Below are 18,826 nucleotides of genomic sequence, written 5' to 3'. Positions count from 1 at the left end.
AAAAAATAAAATATTATCGTTTTATATATTTTAAATTTGAATCAATAAAAAGAAATGAAATTAGTGTAAGGGTATAGGCCAGTTCAGTTGTCATAAATAAAAGTAGATTGTTTCATGAATCCGGAAAATTCAATCAATGTCAGAAAATAAAGAAAAGAAATTTGAGCAACTGTTTCGTTTGTACTATAAGGAATTGCACCGTTCTGCATTTCGTTATTTGAGAGATAGTGAGAGTGCTGAAGAGATCGTACAGCAAGTATTCTTGCGTCTATGGGAGAAAAATTGGGAGGAAGAAGTACATACATCTTTAAAAGCTTACTTATATCGTGCTATCTATAATGAAAGTATGAATTTCTTAAAAAAAGAGCAGAGAAAGATGAAATATCAATCTTATCAGCAAAGTAGGCAAGAAGTTGTTCCTGCTGTCGATCAAAGTGCAAAAGATCTTGATCAAAAACTACAAGTAGCACTAGCTAAGCTACCTGAAAAGAGTCGTACTGTTTTTGAGCTGAGCCGTTTTCAAGAGATGAAATATAAAGATATTGCTCAGACATTGGATCTTTCCATTAAAACTGTTGAAGGACATATGACCAAAGCGTTGCGACACTTACGTCTTGAGCTGATGGATTATTTAACTGTAATTATTTTTTATATCATTTATATATTATGAATAAGGAATTGCTAGAAAAATACATCATTGGAGAAACCAATGAAGAAGAAAATATTAGAATCAAAAACTGGTTGGAACAAGATATTAGGAATAGAACTGAATATTTAAAAATAAAAGATATGTGGGACCGTTTACCTAAACCACTTGAAGCACCAGAGGTAGATGTCGATCGAGCTTGGGAAAATTTTAAATTCGCTAAAGAAAATAGAGTTGCTGGAGTAATAGAAGTTGCTGAGAATAAAACAGTAACGATAAAATGGAACTGGTGGGCAGCGGCTGGAGTGCTGGTCATCTGTTCATTAGGGTTTTATTTATTTAATAATAGTTATAAGCAAGAAAAAAATCTTTTTAGTGCTACCGCTGTCCTCTCAGATTCACTGCCAGATGGTTCTCGAGTTACACTCAATAAGAACTCAGAAATTGTTTATTCCCGAACATGGATGAGTAAACAGAGAAACGTAAAATTAGAGAAAGGAGAGGTGTTTTTTGATGTGTTTAAAGACAAAGAACATCCTTTTGTGATTAAATCAGGTAAGAGCCAGATTACTGTTTTGGGCACGAGTTTTAATGTGCGTCGTTATGAAGGAGCTACCGAAGTAATTGTAGCAACAGGTTTGGTCAAAGTTTCATACAGCAATAAGGAGGTTTACTTGCATCCTAAAGAAATGATTACGATCCAAGATAATGATACCACTAAAGTATCAGTCAAAAAGATGCCAGACTTGTTTTATACATACTATGTAGATCGTGAGTTTGTCTTTGAAAATACCAAGTTAGAGCGTGTCGTAGAACTATTAATTAAGGCGTATGATCAAAAATTGTTATTGATCTCGAAGCAGATAAAAAGCTTTTGTTAACGGCAACATTTCAACAAAATAGTCTAAATCAAATTTTACAGGTCATATCGGACACATTTAAATGTAAGGTTATTATTAAAGATTCAATTATTCATATAACTAGATAATCATGTTTTTGGTAAAATTTATCAATCATATCACTAAGATTCCACTTTTAAAAAAGTTTAGTTACCTATTCATATTTTTAGTTTTGTTTAGCTTTTCAAAAGCGGATGCACAGCAACAGTTAGCGACCCAGATTCAAATACCTGCTTATTCGAATATGACAGTAGGTCAAATTTTTCAGGTGCTGAATGAAAAGCATGGTACTTTGTTTTCTTTTAATAGCAATATACTGCAGACGGATAGTGTGATTCAAGTATCGGCATATAAGGGATCACTATATGGTTTTTTGGATCATACGTTAGGAAAGGAATATAGTTTTAAGGAAATTGGCAAGCATATTATTATACAATATACGCCACAACGTATGGCAGTAGACGTTGAAGTGCAGTCGCAGGATAAAAATAAAGTTGTTATCACGGGCTATATCAAAAATATTCGAACCAACAAACCTATTTCTGACGCTAGTATTTTTGATCGCGATGCACTACTTTCTACTTTAACCGATAAAAATGGTTATTTCGAACTTGATGTTAAGAAAAAAATTAGTTTGATTGCTGTTAATGTAAGTAAAGCAATGTTTCGTGATACAAGTGTTTTAGTGATTTTTCCCATCGATACAGAAGTTGGCAATAAAAAAAGAAGTATGGTTACTTTACCGGATATGAGCAAGACAATGGTTTTTATCGATCTTTTTTGGACGAGTATTTTTATCACCGGCGCAAAGTATTCAAAATATGAACCTTGGCGGACTTTTCCTATATAGTCCATATCAGATATCGATGACTCCGGGATTAAGTTCACATGGTTTTATCCGCTCACAGATTGTTAATAAATTTTCAATAAATATCCTAGGAGGTTCTACTGCGGGGGTAAAAGGTTTAGAAATTGGTGGAGTTTTTAATCTCAATCAATATGACATGGAAGGAGTACAGTTAGTAGGAGGGTTCAATGTCGTGGGAGGCGATGTAAATGGTGTGCAGGTAGCAGGAATATCGAATCAAGTATTTGGTGATGTCAAAGGGGTGCAGTTAACGGGAGGACTAAATAAGGCCGATACGGTGAAAGGAGTTCAAATTTCTGGAATTGGCAATATGATGAAAGAAGGGACAGGAGCGACACAACTAGCAGGTGGATTTAATCAAAGTAAAGGTACTGTCAGCAATCAAGTTGCAGGTATAGCCAACATTGGCAATAAAGTAAAAGGTATTCAGCTCGCTGGGTTAGTTAATATTGCAGATAGCAGCGACTATGCAATTGGCTTATTAAATTTAATTAAAAATGGTGAGAAGAGTATTTCTGTTGCTATTGATCAAGATGCATATTTAGGTGTGCAATTCCGATCTGGTGGTCGTGTTCTTTACAGCATTTTAGGAGCGCATGTATCATTGAAAGATGATAACACTGCCCGTTATGCTTTTGAAGCAGGTTTAGGAGCGATTTTTTTACACGGCAGCAGATTTATGCTACGAGCTGAGATATCCAGCCGAAATCAGTTTACAGATAAGTTTAAATTATTATCCAATAACCATTCTAGTTTTAGATTGATTCCGGAGTTACGTCTAAATAAAAAACTATCCGTATTTGTAGCCCCTAGCTTTAATTACGTGAGTAAAGAAGATGATGCAGTTACACAGGTTGGGAAAACCTTATGGAAGGTTTGGGGACGAGATAAAAACAGAAATTCATTGTTTGGTGGTGGAGCAGTAGGTCTTATGTTAAAATTGTAATCCCGATATTATGAATTTTATAGCTGAGCTTTGTGCATGAACTCATTTTATTGAAATCCTTTTATATAGATTTCATCATAAGGATGAATGAAAAAGAGCGGTATTATAAAATAACATAGCAATTTCATATTGAACTGAAATACGGAAAACTCATCTAGGGAATATTCATAATATAAAAGAAGGTAATCATATTATTTATGATTACCCTCTTTTATTCCACTAGATAGACAGACTGCTTCAATATAAGCGCGATATACGTCATAAAAAAAGGAGATAATCGAAATTATCTCCTTTTCTATATGTTAAACTGAATAAGAATTACTCAGCAATTACTTCGAAAGGAACTTGAACTTTCACTTCTTTGTGTAAGTTTAAGTTTGCTAAGTATTCACCAATTTCTTTAGGTTCTACTTCGAAAGTAATACGACGACGGTCAACATCAAAACCTTTAGCTTTCAAAGCATCAGCAATTTGAATGCTGTTTACTTTACCGAAGATTTTACCAGTTTCACCAGCTTTAGCACCGATTGATAACTTAATAGTTTCCAACTTAGTAGCTAATTCAGTAGCGTCTTTCTTAATTTTATCTTGTTTGAACTGAGCTTGTTTAATGTTTTCAGCTAAAACTTTCTTTGCTGATACAGTCGCTTGAATAGCAAATCCTTGAGGGATTAAATAATTACGACCGTAACCTGGCTTTACATTTACGATATCATTTTGCTCACCTAAGCCTTTGATATCTTGTTTTAAAATAACTTCCATGTTCTCTAGTCCTCCTTATTTTAATGAATCAGCTAAGTAAGGTAACAAGCCGATGTGACGAGCACGTTTAACCGCTTGAGCTACTTTACGTTGGAATTTCAATGACGTACCAGTTAAACGACGAGGTAAAATTTTACCTTGATCATTCACAAATTTCATCAAGAAGTTAGCATCTTTATAATCGATGTATTTGATACCATTCTTTTTGAAACGGCAATACTTTTTACGATTGTCCTCTACTTTAGGGGCAGTTACGTATTGGATATTTTCGTTAGCCATTAGTTTGATCCCTCCTCAGTTTTAGTTTCCGCTTTTTTGTTGAATGCACCGCTACGTTTTTTCTCGCTATAAGCTTTAGCATGTTTGTCTAAAGCAATAGTTAAGAAACGCATTACACGCTCATCACGTTTGTATTCAACCTCTAATTTATTGATTAATTCTCCTGGAGCCTTGAATTCAGTTAAGTGATAAAACCCAGTTGTTTTTTTCTGGATTGGATACGCTAATTTTTTCAAACCCCAATTGTCTTCAGCGACAATTTCGGCTCCGCCTTCTGCTAAGATGTTTTTGAATTTTGCGATTACTTCTTTCGCAGCATCTTCAGAAAGCAACGGGGTAAGAACGATTACAGATTCGTACTGTTGCATTTTGTTAAATAATTATGTTTATTAATTTTTCTCCGTACTTACGGAAGTGCAAAGATAATTAATAGATTTTAAATATACAATGATTATAGTATGGTATTTTATTTTAGTTTGTGCATTTCTGCTTTAATAGCAGTCTGAATGTTTGCTGATACCGGTATTAAAGGTAGGCGTACATAATCTTGACCGATACCCTTTTCTTGTAGGATATATTTAACCCCACAAGGATTTCCTTCAACAAAACAAAGATCTGTTATTTCAAGCAACGCATTGTGGATTGTTCTAGCTTCAGTAAAACTACCTGCAGTACATAATGCAGCTAATTTTGAAACTTGAGCTGGATATGCATTTCCAACAACAGAAATGATTCCCACTGCACCTAAAGCCATCATAGGTAAGGTTGCAGGATCATCACCCGAAATCAGTAAGAAATCAGCTGGTTTATCTCTTAAGATCTCGTTAAACTGAGCAAAGTTGCCAGAAGCTTCTTTTGTTGCAACGATATTCTTAAAATCTTTTGCTAAGCGTATTGTCGTGGCAGGAGTCATGTTGCTTCCTGTACGTCCTGGTACATTATATAAAATAATAGGTAAGGGAGAAGCCTCAGCTATTGCTTTATAGTGCTGATATATTCCTTCCTGTACTGGTTTATTATAATAAGGAGATACGGATAGTATAGCACAGAATCCTGTAGGATCAAAATTTTTGATCTGCTCTACAATCTCTGCCGTATTATTTCCTCCGATACCCGCAACCAATGGTACGCGAGCATTCACCTGTTTGACAGTGAAATCCCAGATACTCTTTCGTTCGTCTTTCGTTAATGTTGCTACTTCACCAGTAGTACCTAAAGAGACTAAATAATTCATACCTGAGTCAATTTGATAGTCAATTAGCTGTGCTAAAGAATCAAAATCAACTGTTCCATCTGCGTTGAAAGGTGTAACTAATGCTACACCAGCTCCATGAAGCTCGTTCATTGTGTTGTTTGTAAAGATTAATATTTAATTTATATACTTGTTGTATCTGCGATCAAAGCTAATAATTCATCTTCAGTGATCATCTTGATGTTTAGTTTTTCTGCTTTTGCTAATTTTGAAGGCCCCATTTTATCTCCCGCTACCAGGTAGCTTAATTTTGCTGAAATACTGGAAACCATTTTACCCCCATTACTTTCAATAAGTGCAGTTAATTCCTCTCTCGAATGATTTGTAAATACACCCGATATCAGAAATGTTTGGCCAGTTAATGCATTACTGTCCAAAATTACTTCTTTCTCTTCAATTTCAAACTGTAAACCGTAAGATTTTAGTTTTGCTATTAACTCTTCGTGGGCCGGTACATGTAAGTATTCATGTATACTTTCCGCAATACGGATTCCGATATCTTGCACAGTAGCTATTTCTTCAACAGAAGCAGCCTTAATCGCATCGATTGTTTTGAAATGTTGTGCTAGTTTTTTAGCAATTGTTTCGCCAACATGTCGAATCCCTAATGCAAAGAGTAATTTTTCGAATGGCTTTTCTTTGGACTTTTCAATTCCCTTCAACATATTGTCGATAGATTTTTGTCCAAAACGCTCCAATTGCTGTAATTGGTCCTGATGATCTTTTAATCCATAGATATCAACAACATTCTTAAGAATCCCTTTCCTATAGAAAGTTTCTATAGTTTCATCGCCTAATCCTTCTATATCCATCATTTTACGGCCAATGAAGTGTTGCATTTTTCCTATAATCTGAGGCGGGCATCCATCTTCATTTGGACAATAATGAACGGCTTCGCCTTCCTGACGAATCAGTTCGGTATTGCATTCAGGGCAATGTGTCGGATATGCATAAGGTTTGGCAGATGACAATCTTTTATCTACATTAACTGCAAGTATTTTCGGAATGATTTCACCACCTTTTTCTACGAAAACAGTATCTCCCTTATGAAGATCAAGTCTTGCTATTTCATTCGCATTGTGTAAAGAAGCTCGTTTTACAGTTGTGCCTGCTAAACTAACAGGTTTTAAATTGGCAACAGGAGTAACTGCTCCAGTACGTCCGACTTGGTAACTGATGGATTCGAGTTGGGTTTCAACACGTTCAGCCTTGAATTTATAAGAAATAGCCCAACGTGGATTCTTTGCTGTAAATCCCAGTTCCTCTTGTGCGCCATAATCATTTACTTTAATGACAATACCGTCGATTTCATAACTCAGGTCATGTCTTTTATCATCCCAGTAATCGATGAAGGAGAAAACATCATCTAGCGTCTGGCATTTTTGAGTGTGTTCACAAACGTGAAATCCCCATTCTTTGACAGCTTCTAGACTTTCCCAATGATTATGGAATAATTTGTTTCTGTTTTCACAGTATAAAAAGTACAAGAAACAATCTAATGGTCTTTTGGCTACTTCAGCCGAGTCCTGCAATTTGATCGTTCCTGCGGCAAAATTACGTGGGTTAGCATAAGTTTGTTCTTCATTCTCTTCTCTTTCAGAATTCAGGCGTAAAAAAGCATTTTTATGCATAAAGATTTCACCTCTTATTTCAAATTCTTCAGGATAATTTCCCTTTTTTAGATGAATAGGGATGCTTCTTATTGTTTTGATATTATTGGTCACCACATCGCCCTGTGTTCCATCTCCGCGCGTGACCGCTTTTACCAGTTTACCATTCTGGTAAGTAAGGCTGATGGACAGACCATCAAATTTTAATTCACAGATGTATTCAAAGTTATCGCCGATTATTTTACGTACCCGTTGATCAAAATCACGAAGATCGTCTTGATTATAAGTATTACCTAATGATAACATTGGCCAGCGATGTCTAACGGTCTCAAATTTTGTCGTTACATCACCACCAACACGTTGTGTAGGCGAGTTGGGATCTGCGAATTCAGGGTATTGTGCTTCTAAGGCTTCCAATTCTTTCATTTTCAGATCAAAATCATAATCTGAAATAAGGCTTTGAGCCAACACATAATATTGATAATTATAATGGTTTAGCTCTTGCGTTAGTGAAGTTATTTTTTGTTCAATATCCATGGATGACATGTTGCGAATTTACAAATAAAAAGTACGTTTGATCAATTTGTAAACATAAATTAATGAAAAATGCAGCTATTAATGAGAGCTGCATTTTTATGCGTTTTTACATCTTCTTAGTAAAACGTTTAAAAAAGTTCTCTTGATCCAGATCAGAAAACTTTTGCTTCTTATCTAGGTAGAAATCAGTAATTATTGATTTCTTATATTGTCCAGTCTTATTTTCTGTTGGTATATGGTTTTTTCTCTTTTTAGCGTTTTTGAAAATATGCAGGAAGAAAGCCTGATGTGCTCTGCTAACAGCCCAAGCATCTTTAAACTTGCGATCAAGGATAAATTTCAATAAGGCTGCAAAATCAAACCAGAAACGAATAAATATAACTGTAAATAACTGCCCTATAGGAAGATTTTTTTGCAACATAAACAAATTGTTCCTAAAGTTTAAATAAGTCTTTTGTGGGTTACTGGCATTTAATGTTCCGCCTCCTACATGATAAACAGTAGAGTCGGGGCAATAACCGATACGATATCCCATTTTTTTAAGCGCCAGCAAAGATCTATTTCTTCCATATGGGCGAAAAAATCTTCATCTAATCCTTCCGCTTCTTTCCAAGCCCAGCTTTTGATAAATAGTGAGGCTCCTGAAGCCCAAAATATTTCTCTTTCATCATCATATTGGCCAAGATCATATTCTACCTTGTCCATAATACGTCCACAGCAGAATGGGAAACCATACCGATCGAGGTATCCACCTGCGGCGCCGGCATGTTCAAATTTTGCTTTATTATGGAAAGCAAGTATCTTCGGTTGTGCAGCAACAAGATGTGTATCCCTTTCGAGCATTTCGATGACAGGTTCTATCCAATTTGGTGTAACCTCGACATCAGAATTAAGCAATACAAAATAGTCTGCTTCCACACGCGAAAGGATATGATTATAACCACCCGCAAAACCGTAGTTTTCGGTGTTCTCTAAGATGGTAATTTTAGGATATGAAGCACGTACAAATGATAAAGAGTCATCTGTAGAAGCATTGTCTCCAATTACAAATTCTATATTAGGGTAACTGCTGTTGTATACAGAAGGTAAAAATTTTTCTAAGAAAAATCTCCCGTTCCAATTTAAAATAACAACTGCTACTTTAGGATAATTTTTCATTTTCTACGTTTTCTTTTCCATCTTCTGTGTGTCCAAAGCCAATATTGTGGCTCTTCACGGATTATTTTTTCCGTAAAAGCATTATGGATATGGGTGATTTCCTTGTCGGTGTAAGAAGATGGATCTTCAATTAATGTTGTAAATTTACAAAAATAATATCCTCTTTTTTCTTTTCTTCCGATGTGGCAAAAAACAACAGGACCATTTGTCATTTTAGAAATTCGTTCAACACCGGTATAAACAAGCGTTTCTTGATTTAGGAACTGCAAAAAATAGTCAGCATCAGAATATAGTGGAGCTTGATCTGCTACAAAAACGCTGACACTTGGTTTTCCTCTTAATTTGGCCAGATGTCGCACGATCTGTTTCATAGGAACCATAATTGCACCGAATCGAGAACGAACCTGATTGTAAACATTATCTATGGTTTTATTATTAAGAGGCTTGTATACAATGAGGGTAGGAGCTTCAGTAATTGCTCCCAGACGATGGATGCCATATTCCCAATTGGCATAATGTGCGGTGACGGCAATAACTGTTCTATTTTGGTTCAGGTGCCTGGTTAATTCATCTTCATCAACTAGTGTGATTCTTTTTTTTACCTCGGCAAGACTGATGTTTTTGAACTTTAAACATTCTAAAATCATATCAGGGAAAAAACGATAAAATTTCTTCGCTATTTTAATGATCTCTTCGTCACTTTTTTCAGGAAAAGAATTTCTAAGGTTATCGAATACGACATTTTTGCGATATCTTATGATATAATAGAATATATAGTATAACACATCGGATATCATATAAATGAACCAAAATGGCATCAAAGCGAAAAGGTATAGAAGTGCTGCTAATGCTTTTTGTTTCATGTAAACGTGATAACTATTGTAAATCTTACCTGCAAATATCCCTAATTTAAGTTATTTTTGCAGTAGATAAAGTAAAATACAACGATTTTTTATGTCAACTCATTTATTATTAACGACTTGCTACTTACCTCCGGTTTCTTATTTTCATTGTATCCAACAAAATGCGTTACCTGTATTGATTGAGAAGTATGATAATTTCCAAAAGCAAACTTATCGTTCTAGAACACGTATTGCAACTGCAAATGGTATACAGGAATTGATTGTACCCATACAGCATAGTAAAAAGGAACGTTCACCGATGTCGGAAAAGCGCATTTCCTATGAGTTTGACTGGCAACGATTACATTGGTTGAGTCTTCAAGCCGCATATCGCAATTCTGCTTATTTTGAATATTATGAGGATGATTTCGCTCAGTTTTACAATAAGAAGTTTGATTTTCTATTTGACTTCAATATTGCGCAGCTTGAGCTCTTGTTAAAATCATTAAAATTAAAGCGTGAATTGTCTTTTACAGATGAATATTTTAGGTCGGTTCCCGATGCGCTGGATTTTAGAGACCGTATCCATCCCAAGAAAGAAAGTCTCTTATTAAACCCGAAACCTTATTACCAAGTGTTTGAGGAGAAAAATGGATTTTATTCAGATTTGAGCATTGTGGATTTATTGTTTAGTCAGGGACCACAGTCAAAAAATTATTTTTAATATAATTGATCATATATAAAACTTTTAGAGTCTATTATTGTAATACAATAATAGATTCGTTTTTTATGAAGAGTATTTTAACAACTGTATTTTGTTTGTTCTTGTGTTGCTCTGTTTTTGCCCAGTCGGGTGTAGATACACTTCATTACCGCAAAGTGTATTATTTTGGTGGAACAGGAATGGGCTTTCCGTTAGGTAAGACAAAAGATGTTCTGTCTCCAAAGTTTTCAGGAAGTTTAGGTTTGGATATTTCATTGAAAAATCCAAAGTATTATCTATATCCAGCTTTATATACATTATCGTTTGATTACAAGCAAAAGATTCAGGACAATCAGTATCCTTATAAGATAGAGGATGCTAATGCTAATTTTTACATGTTCTCCCTAGCTGGGGGGATTCGTAAACAGCTAAAGAAATTAAATGCCTATGCTTATGCAGGTCCTGGTGTTGGATTCTTGACAGAACCAAGAGTGAAGGTCGATGCTGTCAACAGTATCGCTAAAATTGAAAATCAGAAAAAATTCTCTTTTTCAGGCAAACTCGGGGTTGGTGCTGATTATCGATTTAATGGTTTTTTCCTGGGTTTGGAAATCGGTTATTTACATTCATTTAATAAAATACAGGACACTCCAATCAATATTATGACTGTTATGGTTGGGCTTAAGTCGGATATAACAAGACTGGGTGATAAAGTAATTAAAGTAATAGGAGTAGAAGGTTCAATTAGCGGAAAAGAGACGAAATAACGCACTCTTTTCCGATTTCGAATTTAATTATGGATTTTAACAAAATCTTCTGTTTTTTCTCTCTTTTGATTTGCAATCTGATTAATGATGATTTTGAACGCTTCAAGACGGGCTTTTTTCTTGTTATCCGTTTCAATTTCTATCCACGGTGATAATTTGGTGCCGGTAGTTTTAAATAATGTCTTGATATAACTGGTATAATCACTCCATTTTTCTTGCGCCTGTTGGTCAAGAGGACCAATTTTCCATTGTTTTAAAACGTCTGTACTCCTTTCTTCCAGTCGCTTCGCCTGCTCTTCTTTAGATATACTTAAAAAGAATTTAATGATGATAACTCCATCCTGTATTAAAAGTTCTTCTACTTCATTAACTTGTTTTAAAAATAGCGTGTGTTGTTCTGGAGTACAGAAACCAAAAACTGGTTCAACAACAGCCCGGTTATACCAGCTTCTGTCAAAGAACACAATTTCCCCTGCATTGGGCAGCTGTTTGAAATAGCGTTGAAAATACCATTGAGTTGATTCTTCTGCAGTTGGTTTAGGGAGGCTGACTACCCTTAATTTTTTAGGATTTAAATATTCTACCAATCTTTCTATAGCACCACCTTTACCAGCAGCATCTCTACCTTCAAAAATAACCAAAACACGTTTATTGTCTGATATGACTTTATTTTGAATCGCCGTTAGCTCAATTTGCAGCTCATGTAATTCCTTCTCGTATTCATATGTCTCTAAAAACTTTTTTTCCTTGATTACTTTCTTATCAATCAAGTACTGAAAAACCTCCTTATTGTTTAAAATATTTACAAAGTCTTCTAAATTGAAATCTGCCATATCGATTGTGTTTTAATTGAATTACTCTTGTACAACAATAAATATACCTTAGAAGTTTAATATTCACTGGAATTTGCATTATTTTTTTGAGAGATAATAAAAACATCCATGCTATCGTTATATATACATCAACTCTAATAATGGTATATTTAGGGAGGACAGCAGTTATTAACAAATATTAATTTTGATAATAATTATAAAAAAAATAAAACGAAGCACAATAATTTAATAAGTCGGTCGTTTTAATTACAAATACTTTTCATAAAATAGGTTAATATATGGCTAACGATAAGCTTGAGGTTCCCCACTTCAAGCTTTTCTATTTTTTTAGCCGGACCTAAACAAGCATAGGTGATCATATGTAAATAAGACGTCAATTTTTTTTAAAACAGAAGAGTTTTCATTTTGAGAACCTATTTTTGCTTTCAAATCATAAGATATGGAATACATCAATAATGTTAATGCCTTCATTGCTACCGAGCGAAATCAATTACTTGCACACCCACTTTATTATAAAATAAAAACTATTGAAGATCTTCAAGTGTTTATGCAAGGGCATATATATGCTGTGTGGGATTTTATGTCGTTATTGAAAGCATTACAGCAGAAATTAACCTGTACAACAACGCCATGGTATCCTTCAAAATTTCCGAATACCAGATATTTAATTAATGAAATTGTTGTTGCCGAGGAATCTGATGAATATATAGATGGTCGTAGATTGAGCCATTTTGAAATGTATCTGGATGCTTTAGATACACTGAGGGGGGACAGTAGTGAAGTTAATAATTTTCTAAAAGATGTTTATGAAGGTGGTGATATTTTAAAAGTTATTGCCGAAAGTACTTTGCACCCGAACATAAAAGAATTTTTAATATTTACTTTTGATGTTATTGTAAATGGAACAGCTCATGAAATCGCAGCTGCGTTTACTTTCGGAAGAGAAGATTTGATACCGGATATGTTTTCTTCTATTTTAAAAGAGATCCAGCTAAATTTTCCAAATTCAAATTTGGAAAAGCTGCTTTATTATTTTGAAAGACATATTGAATTAGATGCAGATGAACATGGTCCCCTGGCAATGAAGATGATTATGGAGCTTTGTGAGGCTGATCCTGTAAAGTGGAAGCAAGTGGAACAGGTTTCAAAAATTGCTCTACAAAAGCGGATTAAATTATGGGATGCTATTGACCAGATGCTGTAAACAAAAATGATTTAATGAAGTTTAATCGTAGGGTTATTGTAATTTAATATGGGCATTCTATATTTGTCATTGAAAATAGACTAGTTGTAAGCATATATGTTTTTTCAATATCTACATGAGTTATGGAAATCTTTGATACGAAGGAAAGTCCGTGTTTTTATACATGAACAAGAATATGAATTGTCCGATGATAGATCGGGCAATTTTTCTATTATAACTTATAATATTGCAGGTTTACCCCAAGTTATTTCTGCAGCCAAAACAAATCGATCTACTAGTATCGCGACTATAGGTATGCTATGTAATGACTTTGACATTGTGCATATTCAAGAAGATTTTAATTACAATACCTACTTATACCAAGGTGGTAATTCTCACCCTTACCGTACCATCAGTATGGGTTTAGCTATTTTTGGGGATGGCCTGGATAGTTTGTCCCGATATCCGATAACCAATTTTAAGCGAATTGAATGGCAGAATAGGACGGGATCAGATCGTTTAACACCAAAAGGCTTTAGTCATTGTACTGTGCATTTAGGCTTAGGTGTTGAGGTTGATTTTTATAATATTCATGCTAACTCTCAGGATCATCCGCGTGCAGCAAAGGCTAGACGGGCTAATTATCTGCAGTTGGCTACTTACATCAATAAGTTTTCGGTAGGAAAGGCAATCATAGTTGCCGGTGATTTTAATTCTCACTTCTCATTCTCTGAAGACAACTTGGTGGAGTTTATGGATAAGACAAAGCTGGAAGATTGCTGGATCACCTTGCAACGTGATCACGTGATTCCAATTATTGACCCCTTGTTTTTATGTGTTGATATTATGGATATTAATAATGAATCAGAATCGATCGATAAAGTCATGTTCAGAAGTAATGATAAGCTGACGTTAATTCCAAAAGTTTATGAAGTAGAGAAAGAAAAGTTTTTCGATCAGTATGGCGAACCTTTGTCCGACCATTGGCCTATTTCAGTTGTTTTCGACTGGAAATTGAATGATGAGGTAGAGATTGATATCTTTCCTAAGTAAAATAATTCCTTACAACAGAGGGGAAATCAATAATTTTGTTTCGCATGAGATGCAGTTATTATTATAGATAAAACAAAATTATCTATGTTTGAAAAAAAAATATGGCTAACGCGACAGGATATTTAAAAAAGTTACGCTTAGAGGCAAAAAAAAATTTGGTAGAAGGTGAAGCATTTCTTAAAGAAAATGCATTGCGTGATACTGTGGTCAGCCTGCCTTCTGGTTTGCAGTATGAGGTAATAGAAGAGGGCAATGGTAAGAGTCCTAAACTAACCGATAGTGTAAAATGTTTTTATGAAGGACGCCTTATCAATGGAACTGTTTTTGACTCAACCGCCAAGAAGAAGAAACCTGTATCTTTTCCAGTGAATGAAGTGATAGCTGGATGGACAGAAGCACTGCAGCTCATGAAAGAAGGCAGTAAATGGCGTTTGTATATACCATCTTCGCTCGGATATGGAGAATTAAGTGTTTCGAAAGAAATTAGCGGAAATGCTACACTAATTTTTGAAGTAGAGGTTGTGTCTGTTCATTAAATTTTTCTGTCTCAATAAGAGAATAAACTCTCATATGTCATCGCGCATTCAGGTTTGTTAAGAAATGTAAGTTTACAAGGGGGACGTTTGTGAGTGGATATGAGTTTTAGAAATTCGCCATTCTAAAATATGTATACCCTCTTGGATGATAGTCTGCATAATTGGACTTTCTATGTGACAGGAAATTGAACTCATATTCTGTTTTATTCAGAATAAAAATATAGGTTTGTAGGATGAAGATAGTACAAACCGTTTTTTTGGAAGATGTTCGCGTATTTGCTCCGATTGGATTTTATGTAGAAGAGCAACTATTAGGTAATGAATTTCTGGTAAACGTTTCCGTAAAGTTTGATGCAGGTATTGATGACCACGAGAATTTAGATAAGACCGTGAATTATGAGATTTTGTATCAGATCATCCATCGGGTCATGAAACCCAAAAGGAAGTTATTAGAATCTGCTGCTCATGAAATACTAAAGGCTATACATGATCATTTTTCATTTGCAAAAACAATAGATGTTTCTATAAAAAAAATGAATCCTCCCTTTGGTGGAGATGCTGCGCATTCTAAAGTTGCTGTTCAATACTCTTGCATTTAGTAGTAAGCAAGATTGATAAAAATTGATAGTTTGAGCTCTCTTTTCATCGGTATATAAACTAATTTGTATACCATTAAATAAACAATCAAGATTATCATTATTATCATATCTAAGACAAAGTCACCGAGGCTTTGTCTTTTTTCTGAAATTTTTAAGACGGATCCAATTGTCTCCCTTTGCTTTGCTTCAAATTTTATGTATACAGCAATGACCAAATTCTTCCTTATAATAAAATAAATTTTTAAAACCTTTTCTATTTGTTATAAAAAATCTCCAACTCTTTTATTGATCATCGTTTATCTGAGAAAAGTTGTAGCTGGAATAGACTAGTGATGTATTCGTTCGAAAATAGAAAGACCAGTTAATTTTCCTGCCTTGAAAGGATAGGGGGGGAGGTTCAAATTATCATACCTATTCATGTTTTTTTGAACAATTATAACTTCTGCTTTACTATTTATTAAAAAATGAATTACCTTCATTTAAATTTTAGCATATGAAAAATATCATCCTTTCTCTTTTATGTTTATTTTTTGCAACGGTTGTCAAAAGTCAGACGCACCAGTTGCTCTTTAAGACAGCGTATGGCAATATTAAAGTTGTCTTATATGACTATACACCAGCTCATCGGGATTTAATTTTAAATGCAATCAAGACTCAGGTGTACAAAGACGCTTTATTCAATCGTATTATTTCAGATTTTGTAGTGCAGGGGGGAGAGCATGATATTGATATTGAGAAGCGTGAATCTGCGGATCCGGCCAGAGAAAAACCTCGTCTAGCGGCTGAGTTTGATCCAAGAGCATTTCATAAAGTTGGAGCATTGGGGGCAGGAAGGGATGGAAATGCGGAGAAGGTCTCTTTCCTTAATCAGATCTATTTTGTCGTAGGAAAAAAATAATAGCAAAAGAGCTTGATGATCTGGAAGTGAAGAAAAAAATAAAATATACTCCTGAGCAAAGAGCAACATATTTAAAAATTGGAGGACAGCCCCGTTTAGATCATGATTTTACCGTCTTTGGAGAAATATATGAAGGACTGGATGTCATTCTAAAGATCAGTAAAGTAAAAACAGACAGTCAGGATTACCCAGTACAGCCCGTTCATTTTGAGTTGTCAGAGATTAAGAATTAAACTATTAAATGTTGAAGAAAAGAGAGATACATCTTTTCTTGTTTAACGGCTGTTTATTCAGAGAGTAGAAAGTCCGCATAAAAATCAGGTATATCACTAGCTTTTATTTCATGAGCCACCGCAATAATATCAAATGGAACCTGTATGATTTCGACATGTATTCGGTCTTCATGAAGTTCGACTAAAAGGTAAGTTGCATCTTTGCACATCTTTTTTGATCTTCCTACGGAACCTGTGTTGATTGCCCATTTTTGCCTATATCCTTGATGAAAGGGAGATGCGTATGACCCATAACGACTATGTCAGCTTGTGTTTTAAAGAAGATATCTTCAAAAGTACTGTTGGGTTCTGATGCATAAAGATATGCTTCATTGCTTTCTAGACTTCCATGAATCAATTGAACTTTCCAGTGCTTATGTTTCACCTTAAAGTCCAACTGCATTAAGTAAGGAAGCTGCCCCAAGAATAATTTATTTTCTTGTGTGATAGTTTCCTGACTGTGTTTAATGGCAACTATACGGTTCGCAGTTTCTTCAGCATCATGTTTTTCTAATGGGACGATGGGTAGATCGAATGCTATACGTTCATCGTGATTCCCCATTAAGCAGGGGATTTTTTCATTTTTGATCAGTTCAATCACTTCATTACCCCAGGGAGCAAAGTCCACAAGATCACCTAAGCAATATTTATAATAAATGTTTTTTGATTGAATATCTGCTAGTACTGCATTCAGTGCAGGAAGGTTTCCGTGTATATCACTAAAAATGGCAATCTGAATCATGATCTAATTTTAAAACAAAATTAGATTATTGTCAGGGTTGTGTATGGTGTTTTTTACCGTTTTAATAGTGTTTTTAACTTGGTCTTTAATGTCATCCAATTAAAATCAATATAAAGTGTACAAAATTAAGCTAGATTTTTCTTATCCTACATCAATTAATTTGAGGCTTTCTTCCGCTAACTTTGTGGTATACAAAAGGAAAAGAATATGAAAAATGTAGAAATTATTGCAAAACCGCAAGCAGCTCACTTTGTTGGAGATGGATTTCGAGTACATAATTTAATACCAAGTATTGCTTCCGCTAGTAGGATGAGTCCATTTATTATGCTGGATTATAACTCAACTTACCATTTTCCACCAAGTGAAATTCCAAAAGGAGTGGGAGTACATCCACATCGTGGATTTGAAACCGTAACCATTGCCTATAAAGGTCGTGTAGAGCACGGAGATAGTTCTGGTGGCGGCGGAGTTATTAAAGAAGGTGATGTTCAATGGATGACTGCTGCATCTGGTATATTGCATAAGGAATTTCATGAAACAGAATGGAGTAAAACCGGAGGAGACTTTCAGATGGTACAGTTGTGGTCAATTTACCTGCAAAAGATAAGATGAGTACACCAAAATATCAAGCTATTGCAAATAACGAGCAAACTAAAGTGAAACTTGATCAAGGAGAGATTGAAGTGATTGCAGGAGAGTATCAGGGAAATAAAGGGCCTGCGTCAACTTTTACACCCATGCATGTTATGAATGCAAAATTGGAAGCTGGAGGAAAAGCATCCTTTTCTTTTCCGGCACATTATAATACTGCCATGATTGTCATTGAAGGAAATGTGCTAATAAATGGTAAAGATCATGCTCCTACAGACCATTTTGTTCTGTTTGGCAATGAAGGAGAGGAATTTAATGTTCAGGCGTTAGATCATGCGGTAGTATTGATTATGAGCGGTGAGCCTATTTTAGAGCCTATTGTAAGTCACGGACCATTCGTAATGAATACTAGAGCAGAAATCAATCAGGCATTTGAAGATTTTCAAACAGGTAAGTTCGGATATCTGGCTGATTAAGATAAAAGAGACTTACATCAATATAAAGAGAGCTCCAGAAGTTAAATACTTTTGGGGCTTTTGTTACAAAGTTAATGACCCTATTCTTTAAAATGGCATAGTGCGATTATTTTCTAAAAGGTACTATTGCGAATTTCTTATCTTCAAAATGTAGTTGTAACTGTTATTAGCTTCATCTACATTGATTCTATATTCAAAATGTAGTGCTAGGTCTTTTTGCAGATCTTTAAAAAGAGTCATCATCTTTACTAGTGCTAGCCAATTATTATCAATAGACGTATCCGCATATGTTTGCAATATGCTTTGGTACAATTTCGGATCAAGGTGTTTTTCTGCAAATCTTCCCGATTTACCAAATGCAACCTGAAATTTTT

At 34.8% G+C, this 18,826-nt stretch carries 27 protein-coding genes; 15 read left to right on the top strand and 12 right to left on the bottom strand.

The features are described from left to right. Positions 1-136: 136 nt before the first annotated feature. Genes L950_RS01215 through L950_RS01200 form a run of 5 tightly spaced genes read left to right on the top strand, consistent with a single transcriptional unit; the run spans position 137 to position 3,359 of the window. Positions 137-670, top strand: coding sequence for an RNA polymerase sigma-70 factor (locus L950_RS01215; protein WP_021191495.1), 534 nt, complete (start codon positions 137-139; stop codon positions 668-670). Then, a complete protein-coding gene (locus tag L950_RS25620; RefSeq protein ID WP_021191494.1) occupies positions 667-1,527 on the top strand; it encodes a FecR family protein in 861 nt (286 codons plus the stop codon). Before L950_RS01215 ends, L950_RS25620 begins: the two co-directional genes overlap by 4 nt. Continuing rightward, on the top strand, positions 1,521-1,634 hold the full coding sequence (locus L950_RS36980; RefSeq protein ID WP_410528075.1) for a hypothetical protein: 114 nt from the start codon (positions 1,521-1,523) through the stop codon (positions 1,632-1,634). The genes L950_RS25620 and L950_RS36980 overlap by 7 nt, the downstream gene beginning before the upstream one ends. A 2-nt stretch (positions 1,635-1,636) precedes the next feature. Further along, positions 1,637-2,395, top strand: a complete 759-nt coding sequence (locus L950_RS01205; RefSeq protein ID WP_021191493.1) for a hypothetical protein — start codon at positions 1,637-1,639, stop codon at positions 2,393-2,395. Further along, entirely contained in the window at positions 2,367-3,359 is a 993-nt protein-coding gene (locus L950_RS01200; RefSeq protein WP_156169476.1) for a hypothetical protein, read from the top strand. Before L950_RS01205 ends, L950_RS01200 begins: the two co-directional genes overlap by 29 nt. Positions 3,360-3,677: 318 nt before the next feature. Here L950_RS01200 and rplI read toward each other — a convergent pair whose 3' ends face one another. The 8 genes from rplI to L950_RS01165 form a co-directional block, all read right to left on the bottom strand. Next, positions 3,678-4,121, bottom strand: coding sequence for a 50S ribosomal protein L9 (gene rplI / locus L950_RS01195; RefSeq protein WP_021191491.1), 444 nt, complete (start codon positions 4,119-4,121; stop codon positions 3,678-3,680). 15 nt (positions 4,122-4,136) lie between these two features. Then, positions 4,137-4,400 (bottom strand): 30S ribosomal protein S18, encoded by a 264-nt coding sequence (rpsR, locus tag L950_RS01190; RefSeq protein WP_021191490.1) that lies wholly within the window; start codon positions 4,398-4,400, stop codon positions 4,137-4,139. Further along, positions 4,400-4,768, bottom strand: a complete 369-nt coding sequence (gene rpsF / locus L950_RS01185) for a 30S ribosomal protein S6 (protein WP_021191489.1) — start codon at positions 4,766-4,768, stop codon at positions 4,400-4,402. The genes rpsR and rpsF overlap by 1 nt, the downstream gene beginning before the upstream one ends. Positions 4,769-4,866: 98 nt before the next feature. After that, complete coding sequence (dapA, locus tag L950_RS01180) at positions 4,867-5,745, bottom strand: 4-hydroxy-tetrahydrodipicolinate synthase (RefSeq protein WP_021191488.1); 879 nt, start codon at positions 5,743-5,745, stop codon at positions 4,867-4,869. A 29-nt stretch (positions 5,746-5,774) separates the two neighbouring features. Then, complete coding sequence (ligA, locus tag L950_RS01175) at positions 5,775-7,808, bottom strand: NAD-dependent DNA ligase LigA (RefSeq protein ID WP_031289217.1); 2,034 nt, start codon at positions 7,806-7,808, stop codon at positions 5,775-5,777. Positions 7,809-7,905: 97 nt separating this feature from the next. Beyond that, the gene (locus L950_RS36155) at positions 7,906-8,334 is read right to left on the bottom strand and encodes a hypothetical protein (RefSeq protein ID WP_316930493.1); all 429 of its coding nucleotides are present in this window, start codon (positions 8,332-8,334) and stop codon (positions 7,906-7,908) included. After that, the gene (locus tag L950_RS36150) at positions 8,286-8,957 is read right to left on the bottom strand and encodes a glycosyltransferase family 2 protein (RefSeq protein ID WP_316930492.1); all 672 of its coding nucleotides are present in this window, start codon (positions 8,955-8,957) and stop codon (positions 8,286-8,288) included. The genes L950_RS36155 and L950_RS36150 overlap by 49 nt, the downstream gene beginning before the upstream one ends. Further along, entirely contained in the window at positions 8,954-9,820 is an 867-nt protein-coding gene (locus L950_RS01165) for a lysophospholipid acyltransferase family protein (protein ID WP_021191486.1), read from the bottom strand. The genes L950_RS36150 and L950_RS01165 overlap by 4 nt, the downstream gene beginning before the upstream one ends. Before the next feature lie 91 nt (positions 9,821-9,911). Here L950_RS01165 and L950_RS01160 point away from each other — a divergent pair, with 91 nt between their 5' ends. Both L950_RS01160 and L950_RS01155 read left to right on the top strand, forming a co-directional pair. Continuing rightward, a complete protein-coding gene (locus L950_RS01160; protein WP_021191485.1) occupies positions 9,912-10,523 on the top strand; it encodes a WbqC family protein in 612 nt (203 codons plus the stop codon). Positions 10,524-10,588: 65 nt separating this feature from the next. After that, the gene (locus tag L950_RS01155) at positions 10,589-11,269 is read left to right on the top strand and encodes an outer membrane beta-barrel protein (protein WP_031289216.1); all 681 of its coding nucleotides are present in this window, start codon (positions 10,589-10,591) and stop codon (positions 11,267-11,269) included. A gap of 23 nt (positions 11,270-11,292) precedes the next feature. Here the strand turns inward: L950_RS01155 and ppk2 are convergent, their stop codons facing one another. After that, positions 11,293-12,102 (bottom strand): polyphosphate kinase 2, encoded by an 810-nt coding sequence (gene ppk2, locus L950_RS01150; protein WP_021191483.1) that lies wholly within the window; start codon positions 12,100-12,102, stop codon positions 11,293-11,295. A gap of 439 nt (positions 12,103-12,541) precedes the next feature. Between ppk2 and L950_RS01145 the strand changes: the two genes are divergently transcribed. The 6 genes from L950_RS01145 (at position 12,542) to L950_RS34805 (ending at position 16,604) form a co-directional block, all read left to right on the top strand. Next, positions 12,542-13,306, top strand: coding sequence for a DUF3050 domain-containing protein (locus L950_RS01145; RefSeq protein ID WP_021191482.1), 765 nt, complete (start codon positions 12,542-12,544; stop codon positions 13,304-13,306). Positions 13,307-13,402: 96 nt separating this feature from the next. Next, on the top strand, positions 13,403-14,338 hold the full coding sequence (locus L950_RS01140) for a hypothetical protein (protein ID WP_021191481.1): 936 nt from the start codon (positions 13,403-13,405) through the stop codon (positions 14,336-14,338). Positions 14,339-14,439: 101 nt separating this feature from the next. Beyond that, positions 14,440-14,874 (top strand): FKBP-type peptidyl-prolyl cis-trans isomerase, encoded by a 435-nt coding sequence (locus tag L950_RS01135; RefSeq protein ID WP_021191480.1) that lies wholly within the window; start codon positions 14,440-14,442, stop codon positions 14,872-14,874. Between the two features lie 233 nt (positions 14,875-15,107). Continuing rightward, positions 15,108-15,473 carry a dihydroneopterin aldolase gene (gene folB / locus L950_RS01130; protein WP_021191479.1) on the top strand — a complete coding sequence of 122 codons (366 nt, stop codon included), beginning with the start codon at positions 15,108-15,110 and terminating at the stop codon, positions 15,471-15,473. A 493-nt stretch (positions 15,474-15,966) separates the two neighbouring features. Then, complete coding sequence (locus L950_RS34810; RefSeq protein ID WP_021191477.1) at positions 15,967-16,371, top strand: peptidylprolyl isomerase; 405 nt, start codon at positions 15,967-15,969, stop codon at positions 16,369-16,371. Positions 16,372-16,397: 26 nt separating this feature from the next. Beyond that, positions 16,398-16,604 carry a peptidylprolyl isomerase gene (locus L950_RS34805; RefSeq protein ID WP_021191476.1) on the top strand — a complete coding sequence of 69 codons (207 nt, stop codon included), beginning with the start codon at positions 16,398-16,400 and terminating at the stop codon, positions 16,602-16,604. 53 nt (positions 16,605-16,657) lie between these two features. Here the strand turns inward: L950_RS34805 and L950_RS31490 are convergent, their stop codons facing one another. Next, on the bottom strand, positions 16,658-16,813 hold the full coding sequence (locus L950_RS31490) for a hypothetical protein (protein WP_021191475.1): 156 nt from the start codon (positions 16,811-16,813) through the stop codon (positions 16,658-16,660). Positions 16,814-16,827: 14 nt separating this feature from the next. Continuing rightward, positions 16,828-17,385 carry a metallophosphoesterase family protein gene (locus L950_RS01115; RefSeq protein WP_231576755.1) on the bottom strand — a complete coding sequence of 186 codons (558 nt, stop codon included), beginning with the start codon at positions 17,383-17,385 and terminating at the stop codon, positions 16,828-16,830. 207 nt (positions 17,386-17,592) lie between these two features. Here L950_RS01115 and L950_RS31485 point away from each other — a divergent pair, with 207 nt between their 5' ends. Together L950_RS31485 and L950_RS31480 are read left to right on the top strand one after the other, a co-directional pair. Further along, complete coding sequence (locus L950_RS31485; RefSeq protein WP_231576754.1) at positions 17,593-17,997, top strand: pirin family protein; 405 nt, start codon at positions 17,593-17,595, stop codon at positions 17,995-17,997. Then, complete coding sequence (locus tag L950_RS31480) at positions 17,994-18,452, top strand: pirin family protein (protein WP_021191474.1); 459 nt, start codon at positions 17,994-17,996, stop codon at positions 18,450-18,452. The genes L950_RS31485 and L950_RS31480 overlap by 4 nt, the downstream gene beginning before the upstream one ends. Before the next feature lie 123 nt (positions 18,453-18,575). Here L950_RS31480 and L950_RS01105 read toward each other — a convergent pair. After that, positions 18,576-18,826, bottom strand: a 251-nt coding sequence (locus L950_RS01105) for an aminoglycoside 6-adenylyltransferase (RefSeq protein ID WP_031289213.1), incomplete at its 5' end; no start/stop codon positions are given.

Source organism: Sphingobacterium sp. IITKGP-BTPF85 (assembly GCF_001006065.1).
Classification (GTDB): domain Bacteria; phylum Bacteroidota; class Bacteroidia; order Sphingobacteriales; family Sphingobacteriaceae; genus Sphingobacterium; species Sphingobacterium anhuiense.
Note: the sequence above shows the minus strand (reverse complement) of the source record. Positions and strands in the feature narration are given on the sequence as shown.